Source organism: Lysobacter sp. M2-1, from assembly GCF_022662495.1.
Taxonomy (GTDB): Bacteria; Pseudomonadota; Gammaproteobacteria; order Xanthomonadales; family Xanthomonadaceae; genus JAKPBU01.
Genome location: NZ_JAKPBU010000011.1, coordinates 341,174 through 365,584, shown reverse-complemented (window position 1 = coordinate 365,584; position 24,411 = coordinate 341,174). Strand labels below are relative to the sequence as shown.

Here is a 24,411-nt window from a genome sequence, read left to right as displayed (position 1 = left end):
CCGGACATCAGTACACGTCCCGCGCGTAGCGCCCCTGGCGCGACAGTTCGTCGAGATAAGCCTCGGCCGCCTCGCGGTTGCCGCCGTTGTGCGAGGCGACCGTGTCCAGCAGGGCGGTATGCACGTCCTTACCCATCGCAATGGCGCCGCACACGTACAGATGCGCGCCGTTCTGCAGCCAGTCGTACAGATCGCGCGCGCGTTCGGCGATGCGATGCTGCACGTAGGTCTTGGGTGCGCGGTCGCGCGAGAAGGCGAGGTCGATGCGATCGAGCGCGCCTTCCTTCAGCGCCCGCTGCCATTCCAGCTGGTACAGGAAATCGCTGCGGAAATGCGGGTTTCCGAAGAACAACCAGTTGCGGCCGGGCGCACCTATCGCCTGGCGTTCCTGGACGAATGCGCGGAACGGGGCCACGCCCGTGCCGGGGCCGATCATGATCACGTCGCGCGATGGGTCGCCGGGCAGACGGAAGCGCTCGTTGGCCTCGATATACAGCGGCAGCGCATCGCCTTCATCGCGCGTGGCGAGGAAATGCGAGGCGACGCCCCAGCGCGGGTCGCCATCGCGCAGATAGTCCACATGGGCCACGGTGAGGTGCACTTCTTCGCCGACGGCCTTCTGGCTGGAGGCGATCGAGTACAGCCGCGGCTGCAGCGGTCGCAGCTGCGCCACCAGGTCTTCGGCTGTCCATGCGCCCGGATGCTGGCGCAGCAGGTCGATCACCTGGCGCTCGCCCAGCCATTCGCCCAGCGCCGGATTGCCGGGAACGAGCAGCTCGCGCAGTCCCGCCGCCCCGGAGCGTTCGGCATGCGCGGCGATGAAGGGGCGCGAGAGTCTCGTCAGTTCGCGATGCGTGCCCAGCCATTGGTGCAGGGGCAGGGTCATTTCCCGGTGCTGCACCGGCGTGTCGCCATCGAAGCCGAGGGCGTCGATCACCGCCTCTACCAGGGGCGGGGCATTGCGCGGCCAGACGCCCAGCGCATCGCCCGGTTCGTAATGCAGGCCCGATCCGGCCAGCGCCAGTTCGATGTGGCGCACATCCTTGCCGCTGTCGTGCGCGGTGATGCGCTGGTTGGCGAGCACTTCGGCCTGGAAGGGTTGCTCGCGCGAATGCACCGCCGCCGCCGGGCTGACCGCGGGCGGACGCAGCGGGGTGACGGTCGCGGTGGGCTTGACCGATTCCCGAGCCTTCGCCAGCGCCTGCGCGCGCCAGGGGTCGGCGACCGTGCCGATGTCCAGATCGGCGTCGGCGCGCGGCAGCAGGCGGGTGGCGCCCAGTTCGGCCAGGCGCGCGTCGAGTCGTTCGCCCACGGCACAGAACTTCGGATAGCTCGAATCGCCCAGCCCGAGCACCGCGTAGCGCAGCTGCTCCAGGCGCGGCGCGCGCTTTCCGCCCAGATGGTCGAACAGCTCGCGCGCGTCCTCGGGCGGGTCGCCGTCCCCCTGGGTGCTGATCACCAGGTACAGATGGCGCTCGTTCTTGAGTTCGCGTAGCGGATAGGCATCTGCGCGCAACAGCCGCACTGCGATGCCGGCGGCTTCCGCGTCGGCGGCGAGCTGTTCGGCGACCCGCTTGGCGTTTCCGGTCTGGCTGCCGTAGACGATGCTCAGCGTGTGCGTCGTCGCTACCGTCTCGACGGGGTGCGCCGCGATCCGGGAGCCCGGCGCGATGCGCCCGCGTGCGATCCCGGCCGCATAACCGGACAGCCAGGCCAGACCGGTTCCGTCGAGTTCGTCGGCGATCTCGTGCACACGTGCCAGCTGGCCTTCGGTCAGAGGCAGGGCGGCAGCGGGACTGGACGCGCGGGCGGACATGGGCAACCGGCGAGTGGGGGGAACTCCAGCCTAGGCAGACCCGTGCCCAGGCGGAAAGGACGCATGGTTATGCGCTCATGCCTTTTGCGTGTTGTCTCTGGCGCGAGTCATCCTGTCTGCCAGGAACGCAAGCGCGGTACATGCCCGCTGCGAAGCGCCTCTAGGCGTATCCGAGGAGCACGATTGGGGCCTCAGTGCACGCGATGGCCGTGGGGTCGATTGCCTGGGCCTGACCTTGGCCGACACCGGACGCAGGAAAGTCGCAGCTCTCCGCCTTCCTCTAGTGGGATTCCGTGATCGTCAGCGGCGGGCCACGTCGCGCGTCGGCCGCTTGCGCCGGAACAGGGCCACGACGATCAGGACCACGATCGCGCCGAGCAGTGCGCCGACAAAGCCCGCTGGCTGTCCGGGCGAGTACCAGCCCATTTTCTGTCCGGCCCAGCCCGCAAGGAGCGCGCCCGCGATGCCGACCAGCGTGGTCATGATGATTCCCATGCCGTCGTCGCCTGGCTTCAGGAACCGGGCGAGCAGCCCCACGACGAAACCGATCAGGATGATGACAACCCAGTTGCTGCTGCCGAACAGTTCCATGCCGCCCTCCGCTGGAAAGTTGCGATGAGCTTAGCGCAGTGGCTTCGTGCGAGGACGGAGCTTGAAGAGCACGGCCGCACAGCGGATCGCAGGCGAAGAATTGCTGGACAGGCGTGCGTGCGCAGGGGGTCCGCCGCCCAGCTTCTCAGCTGATTTAACAATTAATTAACTTCACGAAATCGCCGATCCGCAACACTTCGATGGCGCAATACCCGGATCACGGAAGGACCGGACGAGACTCAAGGAGGATTGTCGTTGCACCTACTCCCCGCCCAGAACCCGCCAGCGCAAGCCCGTGCAGCTGCTTGCGTCCCGGACTGTGCGTTGCGCGATGACGCGCGGGCCTCGCGGCCATCTCGTCTCCAACCAGGAAACCATCCATGAAACAGCTCGACAGCCTGCGATCCCTGGCGGGTGCGGCGGGGTGCCTGCTGCTGCTTGCACTGCTGTCCGCCTGCAGGCAGGGCAGCCCGGCACCGGCGACCCAGGACGCCGCGCAATCTGCAGAATCGCGAGCCACCCCTACGCCAGAGATCAACGAGAAGGAAGACAGCAAAGTGGCCGACCATGCATATGAAAAGCAGAGCGCGACCCCGCCTGCACCGGATGCCGTGCTCTATTTCATCTACAACAAGGACGGCGACGGCGCGACTTCGTACGAGATCGAGAACGGCAGCGTCGCCACGTACTGGTACGGGCACCAGTTCGACCTGCGCGGCAAGCATTACTTCGCCGGCTTCGCGTACAGCACGCCAGAAAAGTTCGGGGCGGCCGAAGACGAGCCAAATCCCGCTCCGGGCAGCAAGGTCACGCTGGCCAACGCCACGTTCGTGCTGAGCAAGCCGGGCACCGAGAAGCCGTGGTCGCTGGTCGGAGCCGAGCCCTACAGCGGCGAGTTCGGCGCCTATGAGAAGGGCGACGAAGTCGACCCCAAGCGCAATGCGGTGAGCTATGAAACCGAGGACGGACAGTTCGTGCTCGCGGTGCCGACGACGTCGCTGCAGTCGGGGAGCGAGTTGACTGGTTATGCGGTCCTGCGTTTCCAGCCAGGCGAACTCGAGGACATCGACGATCACCATTGGCGCTACCTGGGAACGATCTGGACCGGAGAGGACAATTCGGCGGCGTGCGACGAAGGCGAAGTCATGCCCTGCGCTGCGAGTTCCGGCACGCTTGCGTTCAAGCCAGGTGGCCAGGCGCTGCCCGATATCTTGGTGACGCCACAAGGAACGACGATTGCGTCCCCGGGCAAGACGCGCACGTTGGGCCCCGAGGACCGCTCCACCTATACCTATGACCCCAGGAAGAAGGAGTACGTAGCCAAGTCAGGCAGCTAGGCGCAAGCCACTCGTGCAGGAGGTTGACCGAGAACAGGAGACTCACGGAGGAGTCCGGTTGACGAATCGCGGTAACCCGCAACCCATCAACCCAAAGGAATGATCATGGCACGCGATTACAGCAGGGCGGAGGTCCTGGACATCATCGAACGCGAAGCGCAGGAACGGAACATCCCGCGCGATGATTTCATGCGCTTCGCCTACATCGAAACGGGCGGAACGTTCGACGAAAGCGTCAGCCGGGGGCCCAACGGCGCGAAAGGGCTGTTCCAGTTCGTGCCCGGGACCGCCGATCAGTACGGCATCCGCGGCAGGGAACTCGATCCGGTCGCCAATACCGACGCTGCGGCCCGGCTGTACCTGGACAACCAGCGGCAACTCGTGCGGCGACATACGCAGGACGGCCGGGTCTATCTCTCGGGTGCGCAGGAACCGGGCGGGCTCGATATGTACCTGGCGCACCAGCAGGGGGCCGCAGGATACCGGTCGATCCAGACCGCGATCGCCACCGGCGAGTTCAGTCGCGACGATACGCGCAGCAAGATCCTCAACAACGTCAGTGCGCGGGACATGCGCGCCGTGACCGGCGTGTCGATGGAAGAATTCCGGTCGATGTCCGACAAGCAGATGGCGGAAACCTTCGTCCGGTATTGGGACACCAAGTTCGATCGGGTGCGCATCCCCGAGAAGGGCATCGAACCGGTCGTCGACGGCCGTACGACGCAACGCCCGGACACGCAACAGCCCACGCCGCAAACGCGCGCCGATTCGCAGGCGCCGTCCGGCATCCATCTCACGGCCGCCCACGCGATGGCGGTCAAGTACGACGCCGTGGGCTACAGGATGGGCGCCAAGAACGTCGAAAGCGGCGTCGTCGACTGCTCCGGCTGGGTGGTAGCGCTGCAGAACCGGACCATGGAGGAGATCAACCGCCAGGCCGGCCGTACGCCTCCCGTGTTCGGGCGGGAAGATCTGTTCAAGCCCGGCTGGGACGGATCGGGCACCATCGTCCAGAAAGCGGCTGCGCGTTCCGGCGCACTGCTCGAAGGCAGGCAGGTCAATGCCGACACGCTCAAGGAAGGCATGGTGATCGGGCTGGATACGGGGCCGGCGCCGCACGACAAATGGAAGGGAATCGACCACGTCGCCATGGTCGTGCGCGACCCGCAGAGCGGCGCGCTCATGGTGACCGAATCGAAAGGCGGAAAGTCCGACCGCGGCGTGCGGATGATCCCGGTCGACGATTTCCTGTCCAGGTACAGCGGCGCCACGCTATACGCGTCCGACCCGCTGGCGAAGGCGCGCGATCTGCTCCAGGACCGGCAGCAGAGCGTCGGCGCGCAGGCGCTGGACGATGGCAAGCTCGGTCATGGCGAACGGGGGGCCGACGTGAAGGGCCTGCAACAGAGCCTGACCGCATTGGGCGTCCGGGCCAACGATGGCACGTTGCTCCAGGGAACGGGCTACTACGGCGACAAGACCCGGGAAGTCGTCGCCAACTTCCAGCGCGCCAACGGCCTGGAGCCGACCGGTACCGCCGACAAGGCCACCCTCGAGGCGATCGGCAAGAAGCTGCCCGACGGCAGGGTGACCGCCGATGCGCGCATCACCGACGTGCGTACCGATGCCAGCGAGCAGCGCGCCCAGGTTTCGATCACGGACGCGCGGCATCCGGGCAACGCGCTTTACGAAGCGATCGCCCGGCAGCTCCCGGCAGGGACCAGGCCGGAGGTCGTGGCGAACGTCACCCTGCAGGCGCAGGAAAACGGAATCACGGGCGTCGACAAGCTGCAGAGCGTGAAGCCGGATCCTGCCAGCAAGAGCGATGTCTGGGTCATCGGGCAGACCCCGGGCGACCGGGTCCGGGTCGACCTCAACGCCCCGACACCGGACTTGCAGGCGATGAGCGAGCACATCGGCCGGCAGGCGCAGGAACAGCAGGTTCAGGAGCGGCAGCGCCAGCAGGTCCAGGCGTCGCCCTCCATGATCACCTGAACGCGACTGTCATGGGCTGCAGAGGCCCGCTTCGGCGGGCCTCGTGTCAGATGCCAACGGCTGCTCCTGCGCGTTGCCGCCGTTCTGCGAGGTTCCGGCGCGGGGAATGTCCTGCCTGGCTTTGCGAATCGAAAACCGGTTCAACAGCAGCCGTGATCGCCCTGGCGGTCCCCGCTGTCGGCCGCGACCGTAGCACCGGTGGTCTCGCCACGCACGCTGGCGGAATGGTGTTCCGCGATGACCCGAGCGACCGAGGCGGTGACCTTCTTGCCCATCGGAATGTGCAGGAATTCGTTCGGGCCGTGCGCGTTGGAATGCGGGCCGAGCACGCCGGTGATCATGAATTGCGCGCCGGGAAACTTCTCGCCCAGCATGCCCATGAACGGAATCGTGCCGCCTTCGCCCATGTACATGGCGGGCTTGCCGAAGAATTCCTCGCTGGCGATGTCGATCGCCCGCTCCAGCCATGGCGCCATCGCCGGTGCGTTCCAGCCGGTCGAAGCCTTCTCCAGCGCCAGCGATACCTCCGCGCCATTGGGCGGGTCACGCAGCAGCGTTTCCTGCAGCAACTCGCCTCCGCGCTTGCCTTCCAGGGTCGGAGGCAGCCGCAGGCTGAGCTTCACCGACGTGAACGGACGCAGGACGTTGCCCGCCGACGATAGCGGCGGCATGCCGTCGGCGCCGGTGACCGACAAGGCCGGACGCCAGGTGCGATTGAGCACCAGTTCGGTCAGGTCGTCGGCCATCGGCGTCATGCCTGGCAGGAATGGAAACTTGTCGTAGACCTCGTCGCCGAGCACCTCGGCCACTTTCTTCGCCTGTGCCAGGCGGTCGGCGGGAATATCGACGTGCAGGCCGTCCACCAGGATGCGGCCGGTGTTCGCGTCCTCGATCCGCGAAAGCAGCTGGCGCAGCAAGCGAAAGCTCGACGGGACGATGCCGGACGCGTCGCCCGAATGCACGCCTTCCTCCAGCACTTTCACCGTGAAGTTGCCGCCGGCCATGCCACGCAGCGAGGTGGTGCACCACAGTTGTTCGTAATTGCCGCAGCCAGAGTCCAGGCAGACCACCAGCGAGGGCTTCCCGATGCGATCGGCCAGATGATCGACGTAGGCGGGCAGGTCGTAGCTGCCCGATTCTTCGCAGGCTTCGATCAGCACCACGCAGCGCGCGTGCGGCGCGCCTTGCTGCTGCAGCGCCTGGATCGCGGCCAGCGAACCGAAGATGGCGTAGCCGTCGTCCGCGCCACCGCGGCCGAACAGCTTGTCGCCCTTAATGACCGGCTTCCAGGGACCTAAGTCGTCGTCCCAGCCGGTCATCTCCGGCTGCTTGTCGAGGTGGCCGTACAGCAGCACGCAGTCGTCGCCGAGCGTGCTTGTCGCCGATGCCGAGGCATCGGCGGCGGGCCCACTGGCGGGGATGTCGATGAAGATCAGCGGCGTGCGGTTTTCAAGCCGCACCACTTCCAGCTGCATGCCGGGGATCGGCTGCGCGCGCGCCCAGGATTCCATCAGCTTGACCGCGTCGTCCATGTAGCCGTGCTTGACCCAATCGGCATCGAACATCGGAGACTTGTTGGGGATACGGATGTACTCGACGAGCTGCGGGACGATGTCGTCGTCCCATTTCTCGGCCACGTAGCGGTCGATCTTGCTGGCGTCCAAGGGGCGTTCCTGCATGACGTTGGTTGCCGATTCTAGCGCCGGCCCCGTTTGCTCGGAGTTTTCCTAGGCCGCCCCGCGGACTTTTCCTGCCAATTCCGCCATGTGAACCGATGCCCCGGACCTGGTGCGCGCAGCACACTGCGCATGCCGGCCCACAACATGGCAGCCGGCCAACCCAGGACATGAATCCACCAACGACAAGGACACCGTCATGAAATCGATCAAGCTGATGACCCATTCGCTGCTGCTTGCACTGGCCCTGGCCGGCAACGCCTTCGCGGCCGAGAAGGTCAACATCAACACCGCCGACGCCGCCACCATCGATCGGGTGCTGCTGAACGTCGGCCCGGCCAAGGCCGAAGCCATCGTCGCCTACCGCAAGCAGAACGGCGCGTTCAAGAGCCCCGAGCAACTCGCGCAGGTCAAGGGCATCGGCCTGAAGACGGTCGAGAAGAACCGCGACCGCATCGCCGTCGGTGGCGCACCGGCCACCCGTACCCCGGCCACCCGCGCGCCGGTCAAGAAGGTCGCTGGCCGCTGACCGACTTCGGCCGGACGCACGGAGGCGGCCCGGCCGTTGCGAAGCAGGATGCTTCACAGGAGAGGGGCCGGAGGGCCCGACAGGGACGTACGCTGTCCGGCCGGCAGGGAAGCGCGGCCGGGCGGCACCTCGCTACACTTTCGTTATGCAGACGCAGCACGCCGACATCCGCGTGATCGCCGCCAACGAGTACCAGCGCGTGCGCTGGAAGAACGGATTGGGCTGGACCCGGGAGATCGTGCGATTTCCCGACAACGACGCGTGGATATGGCGGTTGTCGATCGCCGAGATCGAACGCGATGCGGCGTTCTCCCGATTCCCTGGCGTGGATCGCGAGCTGGTGCTGCTCAGCGGCAACGGGCTGTGTCTGCGGTTCGAATCAGGGGAGGTTCGCGAACTGCTGCCCCCGCATGCCAGCATCCGCTTCGAAGGCCAAGCCGGGGTGACGGGTGAGCTGATCGACGGGCCGACGACGGACTTCAATCTGATGTGGCGCCGCGACGCGGTCGACGCCCAGCTCTGGCATCGGCCGATGGTCGGCGCGATGGTGGTGTTCATCGATCCTGGCGAAACCTGGGCGGTGCATATGCTGTCAGGACACGCCGGATTCGATGGACGTGATGACGGGGCCCATCTGCAGGCCGGCGACACCGCGCTGCTGCAGGCTCGCGACATACGCCGGCGCTGTGTGCTGGAGGGGGCAGGCGAGGCGCTGCTGATCCGGTTGCGGTCGAGGACGTAGCGCCGATCGTGCGATGACCTGACGTAGTGCGGGCCGTCGCCGTCGGGGAAAACGCCAGGTCGATGCGCGCGATCCCGCCCTGCGCCCGTGCAACCGGCGCGCGGTCGGTAAAGCACACCAGCGCCGGCGCATTCCGGCGGTGATGCCGGGAAAGGGGGGCCGAAGCAGGCCAGGTGGAAGCGGCGATGTTGCAGACATGGGCGACTCACCCATGACAAACAAGGCCGCCGATCTCACGGACCCCCGTTGCGGATCGGCGGCCAACGATCGGATGAGGCTCAGAACCTGAAGCGTGCGCTCAGGTAGGCTGCGCGCGGCGATCCTGGCGTGATGTTGTTGTCGTTGTGCGCCGAGACGAAATACTCCTTGTCGAACACGTTCTCCAGATTGAGCTGCAGGCCGATGGTCGGACTGATGTCGAAGAACACCGCCGCGTCGTAGCGGGTGTAACCCTTGACCACGACCTCATTGCTGGTGGACGCGAAGATGTCGCCACGATAGAACGCGCCCAGGCCGATCCCCCAACGCTGATTGAAGTCGTAGCGGTTCCAGAGCGAAGCGGTTTGTTTGGGCAGCTGCGCGGGCTCCAGGTCGCTGTCGGGGATGTCGCCTTCCTGCCAGGCGTAGCCGCCCATCACGCTCCAGGCTTCGGTGATGTTGCCGGCCAGGCCGATTTCCAGCCCCCTGATGCGCTGGCCGTCGATCAGGATCGAGCGGGTCGCGTCGTCGGGATCCGGTGCGATGACGTTCTTGCGTTGCAGGCGGTAGGCCGCAGCGGTCAGGGAAAGGCCGGGAACGACTTCCCATTTCGCGCCAATCTCGTAGTTGCGGAACTCCTCGGGGTCGAAGGCGCGGTTGCTCTCGCTGAGCGATGTCATCTGCTCCCCAGAGCGGGGCAGGTGGGTCATGCTGTAGCTCGCATACAGCGATACGGGCTCGACCGGCTTGTAAACCAGGCCGACGCGCGGCGAGAACAGGTTATCCGTGGCCGCCAGCGTCTCGCCGCTGCGGTTGTTGCGGAAATCGATGTCGAAGCGGTCGTAGCGCACGCCGATCACGGCCTGCCAATGCGGCGTGAGTTCGATCTGGTCCTGCAGATAGACGGCAGCGACCTTGGCAACAGTATGGTTGTCGGCGTCGGTGTCGCTCTGTCGAAACTCGAGCGGGCCGGTGTAGCGTGGATTGGCGAAGGGCACCAGCACCGACGTGACCGTCGATCCCGTGGCGCCGAAATACCCGGTCTGGCGCAGATTGTCGGTCTCCTGCCGGCCCAGCTCGGCGCCGAACAGCAGCGTATGCTTGACGCCGCCGTCGACCTTCCAGACGAAGTCGGTCTGGTTGAAAACGTTCTCGCGCACGGTGGCGTTGTTGTACGCGCGGATATCTGCCAGAGGCGCGCCGCTGGCGTCGAAGGAAATCGGCCCACCGGCATACACGTTCTGGTAGAACTTGTCGTAATCGGCGATGCGGGTGCTGTTGCGCAGGCTGAGGCCGTTGCCGAAGTCGTGGTCGACCAGCGCGCTGAAGGCATCGACGTCGGCGGTGACCGGGCTGCGATCCGGGTCGCCGAAGAAGGTGGACGGATCGGTTTCGACCGGCAAGCGGCGGCCGTTGAACATCGTCGGCGAAGACGGTACGCCGCGGTCGGCCACGCGCTCGTCCTCGAAATGCTCGTAGCCCAGCCTGATCGTCGTGTTTTCGCCGGGGGCGAAGGCGAACGTTGGATTGATACCCCAGCGCTGCGCCTGGTAACCGTCGCGGTAGCTCTCCGAGTCCTCGAACATGCCGGTTACACGGAATGCGGCCCCGTCGCTCATCGCCTGACCGAAGTCGCCGGCGATGCGGCGCTTGTTCCAGGAGCCGAACTGCAGGTCGAGTCCGCGCACGGTTTCCCAGTCGGCCTGCTTGCTTACCCGGTTGAGCACGCCGCCGCTGCCGCCGCGCCCAAAGATCATTGCGTTCGGGCCTTTCAGCGCCTCGACGCGTTCGATGTTGTAGAGATCGCGGAAATACTGGGTGTCGTCGCGGATGCCATCGACGAACATGTCGGCGGTGGACGCGTTGCCGCGCAGCACGGGAGTGTCGCGATTGCCTTCACCCTGCGCCATCGTCGCGCCAGGAACGTAGCGGACCACGTCGGCCAGGTTCTGCATCGCCTGGTCCCTGATCAGGTCCTGGGTCACGACCGTCACTGCCTGCGGAACGTCCTGCAGGTCGGTATCGGTCTTCGTGGCAGACCGGCTGCGCTTCTGCACGTAACCGTAGTCGACCTTGCCGATGACCTCGACACCGTCCAGATCGGTCGGTTCGCGCTGCGGGTCGGCGCTATCGGCGGCCGGCGTCGCGGCGGATGCGGCGGGACCGGTTTGCGCGAAGACGGGGGCGGCGAGCAGGGAGGCGAGGGCGGCCGCCAGCGGGGCGGCCGATAGGGCGGATGGACGCATAGATGGTTCCGGTCGATTCGATAGGGCAGCAGGGCTGCAGCACCGGAAATATTAATGAGAACTATTCGCAGTTACAACATGAATACGCCAATTTTCCTTGCTTTCTGCGGGCCAGGCTGTATTAACCCCGGTCGTCGCGCGTCCAGACGACGCCGTCTTCGACCCGCACCGGAAACTTCGCTACCGGCGCATAGGCAGGCGCATTGAGGGCGCGGCCGTCCCGCACGTCGAACTTCGACCCGTGCAATACGCATTCGATGGTCGCTTCCTCCGCATCGAACGGGCCAGAGGACAGTTCGAAGTCCTCGTGGCTGCAGCGGTCTTCCAGCGCGTAGTAGTCGCCGTCGTAGTTGAACACCAGGATCGGCGTGTCCCCATCCCAGGCGACTTTGGTTTCGCCCGGAAGCAGTTCGGAGGTGGCGCAGACGCGGATCCAGTCGGGCATGGCGGATGGGGCGGACAGTCCTAGAGCGGTTTTTCGAGGATTTCGAAACGCAGGTCGTCGCGTCTGGGGATGCCGAAACGCGGATCGCCATAGGGAAACGGCTTGGTGATTCCGGTGCGGTGGTAGCCGCGCCGCTCGTAGAAGGCGATCAGTTCCTCGCGCAGGTCGATCACGGTCATGCGCATGACCGGCAATCCCCACTCGTCCCGCACCACGCGTTCGGCCTCGGCCATGAGCTGCTTGCCGAGCCCGCCGCCCTGCAGCTCGGGCTGCACCGAGAACATGCCCAGGTAGCCGGCGCCGCCTTCGTCGGCCACGTGGACGCAGGCCAGCATCCGTCCGTCGCGTTCGGCCACGATCACCCGGCTGCGCGGGCGCTCGATGTCGCGCAGCAACACGTCCGGATCGATGCGTTCGCCGTCGAGGATATTGGCTTCGGTGGTCCAGCCCTGACGGCTGGTTTCGCCGCGGTAGGCGGAAGTCACCAGCGCGACAAGTATGGGGACGTCGCCGGCGGTGGCGGCGCGAAAGGAAAGCGGAGCGGTCATCGGATCAGAGCGGACAGATAAGGCCAGAGCATCAGTGCCAGCAGCAGGACCACCAGCGGAATCGCGACCACGAGGATGAACCGCAGCGCCTTGCCGGCGCGCTGCTGCAACGCCTCGGCGCGGGCGTTGATGCGTTCGGCGCGTTCCAGATGTCGCTGGTACAGATCGATGTGCTCCTGCTGCAGGCGCAACGCCTCGCGCTGGTTGTCGCGGATCTCGCGCAGCAGATCCAGTTCGGTTGCATCGGTCATGGCGGCCGTTCCCCGGTGCGGTCCGTGTCAGCCTAGCAGCTTGCGCACCTTGTGCAGGGCGGCGATGAAGCGCTCGACTTCCTCATGCGTATTGTAGAAGGCCAGCGAAGCCCGGCAGGTGGCCGCCACGCCGAAGAACTGCATGAGCGGGTGCGCGCAGTGGTGTCCCGAGCGGACCGCCACGCCCTCCAGATCGAGCAGGGTGGCCAGGTCGTGCGCGTGCGTGCCCTCGAGCAGGAAGCTGACCACCGCCGCCTTGGCCGGCGCGGTGCCGATGATGCGCAGGCCCTCCACCGCACGCAGCTCCTCCTGGAAGTGGGCGAGCAGCTCGGCCTCGCGCGCGGCGACGTTGGCCATCCCGAGCGACGACAGATAGTCGACCGCCGCCCCCAGGCCAATGTGCCCGGCGATGTTCGGCGTTCCGGCCTCGAACTTGTGCGGTGCATCGTTGAACACGGTGCCATCGAAGCGCACCTCCTTGATCATCTCGCCGCCGCCCAAGAACGGAGGCATCGCGTCGAGGTGCTCGCGCCGCGCCCACAGCACGCCCGTCCCGGTCGGACCGCACATCTTGTGCCCGGTGAAGGCGTAGAAGTCGCTGCCGATCGCGGCGATATCCACGGGCATATGCGGCAGCGCCTGCGAACCGTCGACCACCGTGACGATGCCGCGGCGCCTGGCTTCGCGGCAGATCTCGCGCACCGGGTTGACGGTGCCGAGCACGTTGGAGACATGCGCCAGGCCGAGCAGCTTCACATCGGGGGTCAGCGCGGCGTACAGCGCATCCAGGTCGAGCGCGCCTTCCGGCGTGATCTCCGCGACCTTGATCGTGACGCCGGTGCGCGCGGCGACCAGTTGCCATGGAACGATGTTGGCATGGTGCTCCATCCGCGTGAGCAAGATGGTGTCGCCGGGCCCGAGCCGCGGCAACGCCCACGAATACGCCACCAGGTTGATGGCGAACGTTGTGCCGCTGCACAGGATCAGGTCGTCGGCGCGCACGTTGGTGAAGCTCGCGAGCTTCGCGCGTGCAGCCTCGTAGGCTTCGGTGGCTTCGCTGCCAAGCGTATGCACGGCGCGGCTGACATTGGCGTTATGGCGCCGGTAAAACATGTCGACCGTCTCGATCACGCTGGCCGGCTTCTGTCCCGTGTTGGCGCTGTCGAAATACAGCAGCGGCTTGCCGTTGACCTCGCGTTGGAGCAGCGGGAAGTCGGCGCGCACGCGCGCCCAATCGATCGTTGCCGCTGGACTTCCTGTCTGCGCCTGGGGTCGGGCTTGCGGCTGACCGGCAAACGAAGTCATGCCGCCTGCCCCAGCCGTGAGAGGGCTTGATCGAGCGTCCCCTCCAGCAATGCGCGAAGCCCGGCGTCCGCTGCGCCTGCTACGGTTTCCCGGCAGAAAGCTGCCGTCAGCAGCTGGCGTGCCTCGCGCTCGGGCAGGCCGCGCGAGCGCAGATAGAACAGCGTGCCCGGGTCCAGTTGACCCACGGTGGCCCCATGCGCCGCCTTGACTTCGTCGGCATGGATCTCGAGCACCGGCTGGCTGTCGATCTCGGCGCCTTCGGACAACAGCAGGTTCTTGTTCGAGAGGTTGGCATCGCTGCCATCGGCCCCGGCGCGGATCGTGATGCCCCCGTGGAACGCGGCGCGTGAGCGATCGGCCGCAAGTCCGCGCCAAAGCAGATCGCAGGACGTGTCCCGGGCGATGTGTTCGATGTCCAGCCTGGTATCCAGATGCCGGCGCGCGTCGCCGAGCAGGACGCCATTGGCGGAAAGGCGTGCGCCTTCGCCTTCCAGGCGCACGTTCAGCTCATGGCGCGACAGCCCGGCCCCCAGTTCGAGGTCGAAGCGCCGGTAGTGCGCGCCGCGTGCCAGAGCTGCGTCGGTCCGAGTGAACAGGGTCGCTGCGGCGGCCTCGTCCTGGATACGTGCATGCACCAGCGTTGCCCCGGCGGCGAGGTGCACGTGGGTCAGCGCGTTGCCGAGGTTGGCATGCGCGGCCTGTGCGCGATGGTGTTCGACCAGCGTGACCGACGCACCGCGGCGCAGCTCGATCAGATGTCGTGCATGCCAGGCAATATCGGCCTCCGCCGGGGCGCCGATGAAGACCAGGTGGAGCGGCCGGTCCATCCGCACGTTCTCCCCGATCCGCAGCACCGCACCTTCGCGCGCGAGCGCCGCATTGAGGCGGGCAAAAATCTCGTCCGCGCGTTCGAACCGGCGCTCGAGGAAATTCACTTCGCGCGGCGTGCCCTGCGACAGCAGCTCCGACAGGGGATTCAGCTCGACGCCATCCGGCAAATGGCCGATATCGGAGTAAGCGAGGTCGAGAACGCCGTTGACGAACACCAGGCGTGGCGACGGGATATCCGACAGCAGTGCGGCCCCGATCGCAGAAGCCGGTTCCTGCACGGCGATTTTCTGCACCGCGAACGAACGCCGCTCCAGCGGCCGCAACGAGGTGTACTTCCAGGCTTCGCTGCGTGGCCCCGGCAGGCCGTCGCGCAGGGCGGCGTCCAGCGCGGCGCGGCGCGCACCATCGCCCTCGAAACCCGCAGCGATCGATTCGAGCAGGGCGCTCATCAGGCAGCGGCTTGCGGGGCGATGCGGTCCTTCACCCAGGCGTAGCCGTGCGCTTCGAGCTCCAGCGCCAGCTCCGGCCCGCCGGTCTCGACGATGCGGCCGTCGGCCAGCACATGCACCACGTCCGGGCGGATGTAATCGAGCAGGCGCTGGTAGTGGGTGATGACCAGGAAGGCGCGGTCCGGCGCGCGCAGCGCGTTGACGCCTTCGGCCACGTTCTTCAGCGCATCGATGTCCAGGCCCGAGTCGGTTTCGTCCAGGATCGCCAGCTTCGGTTCCAGCACCGCCATCTGGAAGATCTCGTTGCGCTTCTTCTCGCCGCCCGAGAACCCCTCGTTGACGCCGCGCTGCAGCAGCTTGTCGTCCAGGTGCAGCACGGCCAGCTTCTCCCGCACCCGCTTGAGGAACTGCATCGAGTCCAGTTCGGCTTCGCCGCGCGCCTTGCGCTGGGCATTGAGCGCACTGCGCAGGAAGTAGGTGTTGTTGACGCCCGGGATTTCGACCGGGTACTGGAAGGCCAGGAACACGCCGTCGGCGGCGCGCTCCTCGGGCTCCCGCGACAGCAGGTCGCTGCCCTCGAAGGTCACCGAACCGGCGGTGATGTCGTAGCCCTCGCGCCCGGCGAGCACGTTGCCTAGCGTGGACTTGCCGGCACCATTCGGGCCCATGATCGCGTGCACCTCGCCGGCCTTCACTTCCAGGGTGAGGCCCTTGAGGATCTCGCGGTCGCCGATGCGGACGTGGAGGTTATCGATCTTCAGCATGTCGTTTGCTTTGCTTGGAGCCGCGCGAGGGCAGCGAGGGCGTCGTGGCGCCGCGGCCACGGCACGAACAGGTGATCGTGGTGGAAGGCGGATACCGGGTTGCAGGCGATGCCTTCCCGGGCGAGTGCGGCGGAAACCGCGGCGATCAGGCCGACCGCCGACAGGCTCGAGTGCACGCGCAGGGTGATCTGCGCCCATTGCGGGTCGTCGCTATCGGGATTTTCGTCGCCAGGGGCGTCCGCCAGCAGGCAGGTCAGGCCTTCGTCTTCCCGGAACAGCATCACCGGCGCAGGCTGCGACGGTGGGATGTCGCCGTTGGGTACGTGCACGAAGCGCAGCGCCTGCGCATGCAGTTGAGGGTCTAGTCCGGACAGAAGCCGGTCCAGGTCGGTTTCGCCCAGGGCGATCGAGGATGGGATGGCGGCCATCTCAACCCACCGAACCTTCCAGGCTCACTTCCAGCAGCTTCTTCGCCTCCACCGCGAATTCCATCGGCAGCTCGCGGAACACCTGCTTGCAGAAGCCGTCGACGATCAGGCTGACCGCATCCTCTTCGCTGATGCCGCGCGAACGGCAGTAGAACAGCTGGTCGTCGGAAATCTTGGACGTCGTCGCTTCGTGTTCCACCGTCGCGGTCGGATGCTTGACCTCGATGTAGGGGAAGGTATGCGCGCCGCACTGCTTGCCGATCAGCAGGGAATCGCACTGGGTGTGGTTGCGCGCGCCCTCGGCGCTGCGCTCCACCTTGACCAGGCCGCGGTAAGAATTCTGGCCATGGCCGGCGCTGATGCCCTTGCTGACGATCTTGCTCTTGGTGCGCTTGCCGACATGGATCATCTTGGTGCCGGTGTCGGCCTGCTGGCGGTGATGGGTGAGGGCGACCGAATGGAACTCGCCGGTGGAATCGTCGCCCAGCAGCACGCAACTCGGATATTTCCAGGTGATCGCCGAGCCGGTTTCCACCTGGGTCCAGGAAATCTTGCTGCGCGCGCCGCGGCATTCGCCGCGCTTGGTGACGAAGTTGTAGATCCCGCCGCGGCCTTCCTCGTCGCCCGGGTACCAGTTCTGCACGGTCGAATACTTGATTTCGGCATCGTCTAGCGCCACCAACTCGACGACCGCCGCGTGCAGCTGGTTCTCGTCGCGCATCGGCGCGGTGCAGCCTTCCAGGTAGCTGACGTGGCTGCCTTCCTCGGCCACGATCAGGGTGCGCTCGAACTGGCCGGTGTTGATCGCATTGATCCGGAAGTAGGTGCTCAGTTCCATCGGGCAGCGCACGCCCCGCGGGATGAACACGAACGAGCCGTCGGAGAACACCGCGGAATTCAGCGCGGCGAAGTAATTGTCGCCGGTGGGCACCACGCTGCCCAGATATTTGCGCACCAGGTCGGGGTATTCCCTGATCGCCTCGGACATCGAGCAGAAGACGATGCCCTTCTCGGCCAGTTCCTTGCGGAACGTGGTGCCGACGCTGACCGAGTCGAACACCGCATCCACCGCCACGCCGGCCAGCTTTGCGCGTTCGTGCAACGGCACGCCGAGCTTGTCGTAGGTGTCGAGCAGTTCCTGCGGCACCTCGTCGAGCGAGGCGTACTTCGGGCCCTTGGGCGCGCTGTAGTAGCTGATCGCCTGGAAGTCGATCGGCGCGATCTTCAGCTTGGCCCAGTGCGGCACCGGCATGGTGAGCCAGTGGCGATAGGCCTGCAGTCGCCACTGCGTCATCCACTCCGGCTCATCCTTCTTGGCCGAAAGCGCGCGGATGACATCCTCGCTCAGGCCGGGCGGCAGCGATTCGGATTCGATGTCGGTCGTAAAGCCGGCTGTGTAGCGGCGTCCGAGCTGTTCGATGATCTGGGCGTTTTCGACGGCCATGCTCGCCTCCCTTATGCCGACGCCAGGGTGGCGGGAATGCCCTTGCCCGGGCGCGACGCGGCCCGCGCCGGGTGCACGTCGTTCAGCATCTGGGCCAGGCTCACGCCGCGCAGGGCATCGGCGACCACGTCGTTGATCCGTCGCCAGTTCGCACGCACGCCGCAGGAGCTTTCGATGCCGCAGGCGCCGGCATGCACGCTGCATTCGGTCATGCCCAGCGGCCCTTCCATCGCTTCCACGATCTCGACCAGGTTGATCGAAGCCGGGTCGCGTGCGAGCCGGTAACCGCCACTGGCGCCGCGGAAACCATCCACCAGCCCGGCCTGGGCCAGCGGCTTGAGCACCTTGGCCACGGTCGGGATCTCCAGCCCGGCGCGCTCGGCCAACCCGGCCGCGCTCAGCACGGCATCGGGCTCGGCGGCGAGCACGGTGAGGACGACGGTGGCGTAATCGGTGAGTTTAGTGACGCGAAGCATGGTCTTGGCTCGAAGCCGCTGGGGGCGGAATCTGGCTGGATATCAATTCGTACCGAAATTGTACGCTTTAATGAAAGCGCGCTCAAGCCGGGCCGTCCGAACCGGTGGGAGCGGCCTTGGTCGCGACTGCTTTGCCGATCCTCGTTCACTGGCGAAAGGCAAAAAAAGATCGCGGCCAGGGCCGCTCTCACTGCGGTGCTGCCGGGTCCGATGCGTCGAAAACTCGCGGCCGAAGCCGTTCGGGCGGCGATGATTCGCATCCGCGCGCGTAGTCCGCGACAATGCGCTTCCCTTCCTCCTCCGCTCCGGCATGCCCAAGACCAGCAAGCACAAGATCGAAGCCCGTCTGTCACCGATCCACGGCAATGGCGTTTTCGCCATCGAACCCATCAAGAAGGGCGAGCGCATCGTCCGCTACAAGGGCAAACTCCGCACCCACGCCGAAGTGGACGAGGAATACGGCGACGACGACGAGAACGGCCACACCTTTCTGTTCACCCTCAACGACGACTACGTGATCGACGCCAACGTCGACGGCAACATTGCGCGCTGGATCAACCACAGCTGCAAGCCGAACTGCGAATCGGAGATCGAAGAGGACAGCAAGGGCCGCGCGCACAAGGACAAGGTCTATATCCAGGCCATGCGCAACATCAAGGCCGGCGAAGAGCTGACCTACAACTACGGCATCGTCCTGGACGAACCGCATACGGCCAAGGTCAAGAAGCTCTGGGCCTGCAAGTGCGGTGCGAAAAACTGCACCGGAACGATGTTGCAGCCGAAGAAGTAGGGCTTGCCGCCCCGCCTGGCGAGAGCTTTGGCAGGGGCCGCCGGCCTGGGCTGGACGGCGGCCACGCAACACGTGGCCAGACGGGTTATCCATCAGGCCCGGATGCCCGGCTTCCCGATTTGGTTTACATGACTTGTGCCAGTCGGTGCGGGCCGATGGACCGTTTAACGTGCGTGCCGTAGCGGCGCCCCGCACGGTGCGCATCCAGGAATTCGATACGTATGCGCCCGATCCAGAACCGCTCCCGTTGCCGCCTGCTTGGCCTCGTCCTGTTTGCGGTGCTGACCGTGCCCGCACACGCGGTCGAGATCGATGGCCGCATCGACCCGGCCGAGTGGCAGGGTGCGCAGCGCGTGACCGACTTCAAGGTGGTGCAGCCGCTGACCGGCGCAGCGCCAGCGCATCCGGTGGAAGGCTGGATCCTGGCGACACCCGAGGGCCTGGCCGTCGCCTGGCGGGTGAGCATGCCTCCGGATGTGCCGCGCAGCCGCCAGCCGGTGCAGCGCGACTTCGAAGCCCAGGTCGACCGGGTCAACTTCAACATCGATTTCGACGGCGACGGACGGACCGCCTACAACTTCTGCATTTCGTCCACGAATGGCATCGGCGACGGCGTGTTCAGCAACGAAAACGCCTTCAACGACGACTGGGACGGCAACTGGAAGCATGCGGTCAGCGAGGACGATCAGGGCTGGACCGCGGAAGCGCTGATCCCCTGGTACATCGCGCCGATGCGCCAGGGCACCGATGGCAGGCGCCGGGTCAAGGTGAACATGGACCGGGTGATCGGCGCGACCGGTGAGCGTGCGGCGTGGCCGGCGGTCACCTTCGAGCGCTCGCGATTCGTGTCCGACTTCATTCCGATCGAGGTCGCCGAATACAGCCAGTCGTTGTTGGCGGTCACGCCGTACGTCTCGGGGCTGTACGACAACGTCGATGGGCGCAGCGATTTCGACGGCGGCGCGGATCTGTTCTGGAAGCCCAACGGCCAGTTCCAGCTCTCGGCCACGCTCAACCCGGATTTCGGCCAGGTCGAGAGCGACGATCTGGTGGTGAATTTCAGCGCCACCGAAACCTTCATCAGCGACAAGCGCCCGTTCTTCACCGAGAACCAGGGCATCTTCTAATACACCCGGCTTTCGCATTTCTCCCAGCTGTTGAACCCCCGCCGGGGGGGGGGGCCCGCCGACGACGGCAACGGCGCCGGCGACATCGCCGCGGCGGTGAAGCTCAACGGCAACCTGGGCGCGGCCAAGTACGGCGTGTTCTACGCGGACGAACGCGGCGATGTCGGGCGCAGCTTCGGGGCGCTGCGCCTGGTGCGGGACTTCAGCGAGCAGAACCTGGGCATGATGCTGACGCAGGTCGAGCGGCCTTATCTGGACCGGGAAGCGACCGTACTCGGCATCGACCACGACTGGAGGCCGACGCCGCGCTGGAACATCCGCAGCCGGCTGTTCGGCAGCCGCATCGACCAGGACGGGCAAGCGGAAAGCGATCTCGGCGCGACCGTGTGGGCGGACTACGAGATGGATCGCGGCTGGCGCCAGCAATGGATCGCCATGCACTTCGGCAATGCGCTGCAGATCAACGATGCCGGCTACCTGTCGCGCAACAGCCTGAACTACCTGCACTGGCAGGCGTCGCGCCGCTTCACCGATCTGCCGGAAGACTCGCGCTACGCCTCCAAGGACTGGCGCTGGCGCATCAGTGGGACCGACAACAACCACGGCGATCGCCTGCAGCGGCAGTTCCGCATGAGCCGCGACGGCCAGCTGCGCAACGGCAGTTCCGAGTATGCGCAGATCAACGTCAACAGCAGCGGCGTGGACGACCAGATCACGCGCGGCAACGGCAACCTGCGCCGGCCGTCCAATTTCAACGCCTATTACGAATACGGCCGGCCCCGCAAGGGCAGCTGGGCGTGGGAGACGGAGGTCGAAGCCTTCAGCGGCGGCCTGGCGGGCAACGACAAGATCGGCTACCGCGTCGAGTTCTCGCCGACCTACTTCATCAACGATGCCTTCAGCATCATCGCCGGCCTGTCCTATGAGCGCACCCCGGATTGGCTGGTGTGGCAATGCGACGATCCGGATGCGGCCTGCGGGAACCGGATCGGTCGCTTCGACGAACAGGCGCTGGAACTGGATGCAGGCGTCAACTGGAACATCGGCAGCAAGCAGGAGCTGCGGGTGAAGCTGCAGGCGCTCGGCCTGGACGCCGCCCTGCAGCAGGTCGTGCGGGTGCAGCCCGATGGCAGCGCGCTGACCGTCGACGAGGCCGTCGACGATTTCAACGTGCGGACGCTTGGCTTCCAGATCCGGTATCGCTACGAGCTGGCACCGCTGAGCTACCTGTACGTGGTGTACGGCCGCGGCGGCTACCGGCAGGATCCGTATTCGGACGATGTCGGCAATCTGCTCGGCGACAGCTTCGATATCCGCGACGACGAGCAGCTGCTGGTCAAACTGAGCTACCGGTTCGAACTGTAGCGCACGCTCTTCGAACGGCAGGGGGCTCCGCATCCGCGCCGCCGGGTGCCTGCCGTAAGTTGGGTGACCAACGACAGGCGAGCCGCCGCGGGCAAGGGTACAGGCTGTGCGCGACCTTCGACCGGAATGCAGGCATGCGCACGGCTCTTGGCGTTTTCCTGGCCGCGCTGTCCGCGCCTGCCCTGGCCATCGAGATCGACGGACGCATCGACGAGCCGGAATGGCAGCGGGCGCAACGGGTCACCGACTTCCGCCTGACCGAGCCGCTCAGCCGCGAGCCCCTGCAGTTGCCGACCGAGGCGCTGATTCTCGCCACTGAGGAAGGCCTTGCCATTGGCTTCCGCAACAGCCAGCCCGCCAGCGTGCAGCGCAACCGCCAGCGCGGGCAGCGCGACCAGGCCGGCGCGGTCGACCGGGTCAATCTGTACGTGGATTTCGATGGCGACGGGCGCACGGGATACAACTTCACCGTATCGCTGGCCAACAGCATCAACGACACCACCATCACCAACGAAAACCAGTTCAACGACGATTGGGACGGCAGCTGGCGACACGCCACCTCGGAAGACGACGGCGCGTGGTACGTGGAGATGCTCGTGCCATGGCACATCGCGCCGATGCGGGAAGCCCAGGGTGGAAACCGCACCATGCGCGTTGGACTGGACCGGGTGATCGCGCAGACCGGTCAGCGCGGCTCGTGGCCTGCGGTGGGGTTTACCGAACCCCGCTTCCTGACCCAGCTGCAGCCGGTCACTGTACCGGCCTTCAGCCAATCGCTGCTTGCGATCACGCCGTACGTGTCGGGAATCTACGCCGGGGGTGAGCTCGACGAGCGGGGCAGCGATTTCGACGCAGGCGCAGACGTCTTCTGGAAACCGCATGGACGCTTCCAGCTCAGCGCCACCCTCAATCCCGACTTCGGCCAGGTCGAGAGCGACGAGCTGGTGGTCAATTTCAGCGCCACCGAAACCTTCTTCAGCGACAAGCGCCCGTTCTTTACCGAGAACCAGGGGTTCTTCGACGTGCCCTTCGGTTCGCTCAACCAGCGCAGCCGGCTGCTCTACACGCGCCGCGTATCGGGCGACGTGACCGCGGCGCTGAAGCTAAACGGCAGCGTCGCGGGATTCAACTATGGCGCATTCGCCGCCGACGAGGAAGACGGACGCGAGTTCTACGCGCTGCGCGGGACACGCGATTTCGAGGGCGGCGACGCCGGCAGCCACGGCTTCGGGGCAATGGCGACCCGGGTCGAATATCCATCGGGGGTCCGCACGGCGGATGTATACGAGGCGGACCATCGCTGGTCCAATGAACGCTGGAACGTGCGCAGCACCGTTGTCGGGTCCGACGTGGAGCAATCCGGCGTCAACCGGCGGGATTCCGGCGCGCAGGTGCTCATCGACTACGACATGCAGAACACCTGGCGCCAGCAGCTGTACGCGCTGCATGTCGGCAAGGACTTCGCGCTCAATGATTTCGGGTATCTGGAGCGCAACAATTTCAACTACCTGCGTTACGACCTGGGACACCGCGTCACCGACCTGCCTGAGTCCTCGGCCTACACCGGGTTCGACTGGCATTACGCCGCTTCGCACCGCAGCAACGACCAGGGCGAGCGCATCGCCTGGGCTGCGTCCGTCAACCGTCAGGGCAACCGCCGCGACGGCGGCAACGATTTCTTCGATATCGCGATGTGGTCGGCGGGACAGGACGATCTGATCACCCGCGGCAACGGGATCGTCGAGGTGCCGGCCAAACTGTATGCCTACTACGAGCGGTTCCGCCCGCGCAAGGGTGCCTGGCAGCTCTACGGCTATGGGCGCTATGCGGGCGAAGGTCTGGAAGGTCCGGAGCAGGGATCCTTGACCCTCAACATCGAACCGACCTACTTCGTCAATGACGAACTGAGTTTCACCGCCACCCTCGAACTGTCGTACAGCCCGGACTGGTTGCTGTGGCGGGAGGACAACCAGTTGGCGACCTATCGTTCGAACCTGGCCTATCTGGCCGCGGGTGCGACCTGGCTGATCGATCCCAGGCAGGAGCTGCGCGTGCGCCTGGAAGCGATCGGGCTGGATGCGGAGGCACTGCAGTCGTGGCGGGTTATCGATCGCAAAGCGGTCGCCAGCGACGAAGTGGTTCCGGATTTCTCGGTGCGCAACCTGGGTTTCCAGGTGCGCTATCGCTATGAGCTTGCGCCGCTGTCCTATCTTTACGTTGCCTACGTACGCGGCGGCTCGCTGTATCAGGAGGGGCGGGACAATCCGTTCGGGGTCGATGACGAGTTCCGCCAGGCGTTCGACCTGCGCGACAGCGAACAGCTGCTGGTGAAGCTCAGTTATCGGTTCGAGATCTAGCAGCCGCTGCCGTACGCGTTGCGACGGCGGGCAGGATCATTCATCGTCGAGGCTGGTAAAGGCGCGAATCGCCGTCACTTCGAACAGCGCACCAAGGCGGGGGAAGCGCGCATCGTCGCTGGACACGGACATTTCATCGCGCGGGTACCACGACGCCTGGATCGGTGCGGCTGCCGGCGGGGGGCCAAGTTCGACGGCGAAATACATTTCCTCACCTGGACCCACATCCAGAGCCCCGAGCGTGTCGTCGTCCGCATCCAATGACGGACTCCAGGCATCCTGGACAAAGCCCTGCAGCGTGGCGTCGAACCCATAGAAGTAGAACGGCTTGCCATTCGCACGGCGCAGGTCGGCAAAGGACATGCCCACATGCACGTTTTGCTTTCCGCGCCAGCGCGAACCGCGATCACGTACGGTAATGCTCGCAACACCGGTGAGCGCATCCTCGTCGTGGAACGCGACATAGGCACGCCGCGAAGGATCGCCTGGGAACAGGACCAGGCCGCGCGGGGCATCGTCCGTATCGGATAGCGGCGCGACCTGGACGTTTTCCGTTCCGAATCGCGCCTGGAATTCGGCGACCGTCGATTGTTCGGAATAGTCGCCCGGAAGGTGGAAGCCATCGCCCGGCGCGGGCTCGGCGCCATGGGCCGTCGCGCAGGCACTCAGCGCCACGAGCAGGAGTGCGACGCACCGTGTCG

General features: G+C 65.9%; 22 protein-coding genes. 8 read left to right on the top strand and 14 right to left on the bottom strand.

The window, feature by feature from the left end:
• Window positions 1-7: 7 nt before the first annotated feature.
• Both MC375_RS16930 and MC375_RS16925 read right to left on the bottom strand, forming a co-directional pair.
• Window positions 8-1,816, bottom strand: coding sequence for an assimilatory sulfite reductase (NADPH) flavoprotein subunit (locus MC375_RS16930; RefSeq protein WP_242104582.1), 1,809 nt, complete (start codon window positions 1,814-1,816; stop codon window positions 8-10).
• 300 nt (window positions 1,817-2,116) lie between these two features.
• Window positions 2,117-2,407 carry a GlsB/YeaQ/YmgE family stress response membrane protein gene (locus MC375_RS16925; RefSeq protein WP_242104581.1) on the bottom strand — a complete coding sequence of 97 codons (291 nt, stop codon included), beginning with the start codon at window positions 2,405-2,407 and terminating at the stop codon, window positions 2,117-2,119.
• A 380-nt stretch (window positions 2,408-2,787) separates the two neighbouring features.
• Here MC375_RS16925 and MC375_RS16920 point away from each other — a divergent pair, with 380 nt between their 5' ends.
• Window positions 2,788-3,744 carry a hypothetical protein gene (locus MC375_RS16920; RefSeq protein WP_242104580.1) on the top strand — a complete coding sequence of 319 codons (957 nt, stop codon included), beginning with the start codon at window positions 2,788-2,790 and terminating at the stop codon, window positions 3,742-3,744.
• Between the two features lie 105 nt (window positions 3,745-3,849).
• A complete protein-coding gene (locus MC375_RS16915; protein WP_242104579.1) occupies window positions 3,850-5,739 on the top strand; it encodes a peptidoglycan-binding protein in 1,890 nt (629 codons plus the stop codon).
• 140 nt (window positions 5,740-5,879) lie between these two features.
• Here the strand turns inward: MC375_RS16915 and MC375_RS16910 are convergent, their stop codons facing one another.
• Entirely contained in the window at window positions 5,880-7,403 is a 1,524-nt protein-coding gene (locus MC375_RS16910) for a M20 family metallopeptidase (RefSeq protein ID WP_242104578.1), read from the bottom strand.
• Between the two features lie 211 nt (window positions 7,404-7,614).
• On the opposite strand from MC375_RS16910, the gene MC375_RS16905 reads away from it, so the two are divergent.
• Together MC375_RS16905 and MC375_RS16900 are read left to right on the top strand one after the other, a co-directional pair.
• Window positions 7,615-7,944, top strand: a complete 330-nt coding sequence (locus tag MC375_RS16905; protein WP_242104577.1) for a ComEA family DNA-binding protein — start codon at window positions 7,615-7,617, stop codon at window positions 7,942-7,944.
• 145 nt (window positions 7,945-8,089) lie between these two features.
• On the top strand, window positions 8,090-8,686 hold the full coding sequence (locus MC375_RS16900) for a HutD family protein (RefSeq protein WP_242104576.1): 597 nt from the start codon (window positions 8,090-8,092) through the stop codon (window positions 8,684-8,686).
• A gap of 278 nt (window positions 8,687-8,964) precedes the next feature.
• Here the strand turns inward: MC375_RS16900 and MC375_RS16895 are convergent, their stop codons facing one another.
• From MC375_RS16895 to MC375_RS16850, 10 genes are all read right to left on the bottom strand, one after another.
• Window positions 8,965-11,130: a TonB-dependent siderophore receptor gene (locus tag MC375_RS16895; RefSeq protein ID WP_242104575.1), complete on the bottom strand. Its 2,166-nt coding sequence runs from the start codon at window positions 11,128-11,130 to the stop codon at window positions 8,965-8,967.
• Window positions 11,131-11,251: 121 nt separating this feature from the next.
• The gene (locus MC375_RS16890; RefSeq protein WP_242104574.1) at window positions 11,252-11,575 is read right to left on the bottom strand and encodes a non-heme iron oxygenase ferredoxin subunit; all 324 of its coding nucleotides are present in this window, start codon (window positions 11,573-11,575) and stop codon (window positions 11,252-11,254) included.
• A gap of 20 nt (window positions 11,576-11,595) precedes the next feature.
• Window positions 11,596-12,123: a GNAT family N-acetyltransferase gene (locus MC375_RS16885; RefSeq protein WP_242104573.1), complete on the bottom strand. Its 528-nt coding sequence runs from the start codon at window positions 12,121-12,123 to the stop codon at window positions 11,596-11,598.
• Window positions 12,120-12,374, bottom strand: coding sequence for a hypothetical protein (locus tag MC375_RS16880; RefSeq protein WP_242104572.1), 255 nt, complete (start codon window positions 12,372-12,374; stop codon window positions 12,120-12,122). The genes MC375_RS16885 and MC375_RS16880 overlap by 4 nt, the downstream gene beginning before the upstream one ends.
• A gap of 27 nt (window positions 12,375-12,401) precedes the next feature.
• Entirely contained in the window at window positions 12,402-13,679 is a 1,278-nt protein-coding gene (locus tag MC375_RS16875; protein WP_242104571.1) for a cysteine desulfurase, read from the bottom strand.
• Window positions 13,676-14,959: a Fe-S cluster assembly protein SufD gene (gene sufD / locus MC375_RS16870; protein ID WP_242104570.1), complete on the bottom strand. Its 1,284-nt coding sequence runs from the start codon at window positions 14,957-14,959 to the stop codon at window positions 13,676-13,678. Before sufD ends, MC375_RS16875 begins: the two co-directional genes overlap by 4 nt.
• The gene (sufC, locus tag MC375_RS16865; protein ID WP_242104569.1) at window positions 14,959-15,723 is read right to left on the bottom strand and encodes a Fe-S cluster assembly ATPase SufC; all 765 of its coding nucleotides are present in this window, start codon (window positions 15,721-15,723) and stop codon (window positions 14,959-14,961) included. The genes sufD and sufC overlap by 1 nt, the downstream gene beginning before the upstream one ends.
• On the bottom strand, window positions 15,717-16,151 hold the full coding sequence (locus MC375_RS16860) for an ACT domain-containing protein (RefSeq protein ID WP_242104568.1): 435 nt from the start codon (window positions 16,149-16,151) through the stop codon (window positions 15,717-15,719). The genes sufC and MC375_RS16860 overlap by 7 nt, the downstream gene beginning before the upstream one ends.
• A gap of 1 nt (window position 16,152) precedes the next feature.
• Window positions 16,153-17,595 carry a Fe-S cluster assembly protein SufB gene (sufB, locus tag MC375_RS16855; protein WP_242104567.1) on the bottom strand — a complete coding sequence of 481 codons (1,443 nt, stop codon included), beginning with the start codon at window positions 17,593-17,595 and terminating at the stop codon, window positions 16,153-16,155.
• Between the two features lie 11 nt (window positions 17,596-17,606).
• Entirely contained in the window at window positions 17,607-18,071 is a 465-nt protein-coding gene (locus tag MC375_RS16850; RefSeq protein WP_242104566.1) for an SUF system Fe-S cluster assembly regulator, read from the bottom strand.
• A gap of 310 nt (window positions 18,072-18,381) precedes the next feature.
• Between MC375_RS16850 and MC375_RS16845 the strand changes: the two genes are divergently transcribed.
• The 4 genes from MC375_RS16845 (at window position 18,382) to MC375_RS16830 (ending at window position 23,710) form a co-directional block, all read left to right on the top strand.
• Complete coding sequence (locus tag MC375_RS16845; RefSeq protein WP_242104565.1) at window positions 18,382-18,861, top strand: SET domain-containing protein-lysine N-methyltransferase; 480 nt, start codon at window positions 18,382-18,384, stop codon at window positions 18,859-18,861.
• 221 nt (window positions 18,862-19,082) lie between these two features.
• Entirely contained in the window at window positions 19,083-19,988 is a 906-nt protein-coding gene (locus tag MC375_RS16840; protein ID WP_242104564.1) for a DUF5916 domain-containing protein, read from the top strand.
• A 30-nt stretch (window positions 19,989-20,018) separates the two neighbouring features.
• Complete coding sequence (locus MC375_RS16835; RefSeq protein WP_242104563.1) at window positions 20,019-21,353, top strand: DUF5916 domain-containing protein; 1,335 nt, start codon at window positions 20,019-20,021, stop codon at window positions 21,351-21,353.
• A gap of 134 nt (window positions 21,354-21,487) precedes the next feature.
• Window positions 21,488-23,710 carry a DUF5916 domain-containing protein gene (locus MC375_RS16830; RefSeq protein ID WP_242104562.1) on the top strand — a complete coding sequence of 741 codons (2,223 nt, stop codon included), beginning with the start codon at window positions 21,488-21,490 and terminating at the stop codon, window positions 23,708-23,710.
• A gap of 36 nt (window positions 23,711-23,746) precedes the next feature.
• On the opposite strand, the gene MC375_RS16825 is transcribed toward MC375_RS16830, so the two are convergent.
• Complete coding sequence (locus MC375_RS16825; protein ID WP_242104561.1) at window positions 23,747-24,385, bottom strand: hypothetical protein; 639 nt, start codon at window positions 24,383-24,385, stop codon at window positions 23,747-23,749.
• Window positions 24,386-24,411: the final 26 nt, after the last annotated feature.

Excerpts from the sequence above, each read along its gene's own strand:
- MC375_RS16930 (WP_242104582.1), bottom strand. The coding sequence starts at position 1,816 with ATGTCCGCCCGCGCGTCCAGTCCCGCTGCCGCCCTGCCTCTGACCGAA.
- MC375_RS16925 (WP_242104581.1), bottom strand. The coding sequence starts at position 2,407 with ATGGAACTGTTCGGCAGCAGCAACTGGGTTGTCATCATCCTGATCGGT.
- MC375_RS16920 (WP_242104580.1), top strand. The coding sequence starts at position 2,788 with ATGAAACAGCTCGACAGCCTGCGATCCCTGGCGGGTGCGGCGGGGTGC.
- MC375_RS16915 (WP_242104579.1), top strand. The coding sequence starts at position 3,850 with ATGGCACGCGATTACAGCAGGGCGGAGGTCCTGGACATCATCGAACGC.
- MC375_RS16905 (WP_242104577.1), top strand. The coding sequence starts at position 7,615 with ATGAAATCGATCAAGCTGATGACCCATTCGCTGCTGCTTGCACTGGCC.
- MC375_RS16900 (WP_242104576.1), top strand. The coding sequence starts at position 8,090 with ATGCAGACGCAGCACGCCGACATCCGCGTGATCGCCGCCAACGAGTAC.
- MC375_RS16895 (WP_242104575.1), bottom strand. The coding sequence starts at position 11,130 with ATGCGTCCATCCGCCCTATCGGCCGCCCCGCTGGCGGCCGCCCTCGCC.
- MC375_RS16890 (WP_242104574.1), bottom strand. The coding sequence starts at position 11,575 with ATGCCCGACTGGATCCGCGTCTGCGCCACCTCCGAACTGCTTCCGGGC.
- MC375_RS16885 (WP_242104573.1), bottom strand. The coding sequence starts at position 12,123 with ATGACCGCTCCGCTTTCCTTTCGCGCCGCCACCGCCGGCGACGTCCCC.
- MC375_RS16880 (WP_242104572.1), bottom strand. The coding sequence starts at position 12,374 with ATGACCGATGCAACCGAACTGGATCTGCTGCGCGAGATCCGCGACAAC.
- MC375_RS16875 (WP_242104571.1), bottom strand. The coding sequence starts at position 13,679 with ATGACTTCGTTTGCCGGTCAGCCGCAAGCCCGACCCCAGGCGCAGACA.
- sufD (WP_242104570.1), bottom strand. The coding sequence starts at position 14,959 with ATGAGCGCCCTGCTCGAATCGATCGCTGCGGGTTTCGAGGGCGATGGT.
- sufC (WP_242104569.1), bottom strand. The coding sequence starts at position 15,723 with ATGCTGAAGATCGATAACCTCCACGTCCGCATCGGCGACCGCGAGATC.
- MC375_RS16860 (WP_242104568.1), bottom strand. The coding sequence starts at position 16,151 with ATGGCCGCCATCCCATCCTCGATCGCCCTGGGCGAAACCGACCTGGAC.
- sufB (WP_242104567.1), bottom strand. The coding sequence starts at position 17,595 with ATGGCCGTCGAAAACGCCCAGATCATCGAACAGCTCGGACGCCGCTAC.
- MC375_RS16850 (WP_242104566.1), bottom strand. The coding sequence starts at position 18,071 with ATGCTTCGCGTCACTAAACTCACCGATTACGCCACCGTCGTCCTCACC.
- MC375_RS16845 (WP_242104565.1), top strand. The coding sequence starts at position 18,382 with ATGCCCAAGACCAGCAAGCACAAGATCGAAGCCCGTCTGTCACCGATC.
- MC375_RS16840 (WP_242104564.1), top strand. The coding sequence starts at position 19,083 with ATGCGCCCGATCCAGAACCGCTCCCGTTGCCGCCTGCTTGGCCTCGTC.
- MC375_RS16830 (WP_242104562.1), top strand. The coding sequence starts at position 21,488 with ATGCGCACGGCTCTTGGCGTTTTCCTGGCCGCGCTGTCCGCGCCTGCC.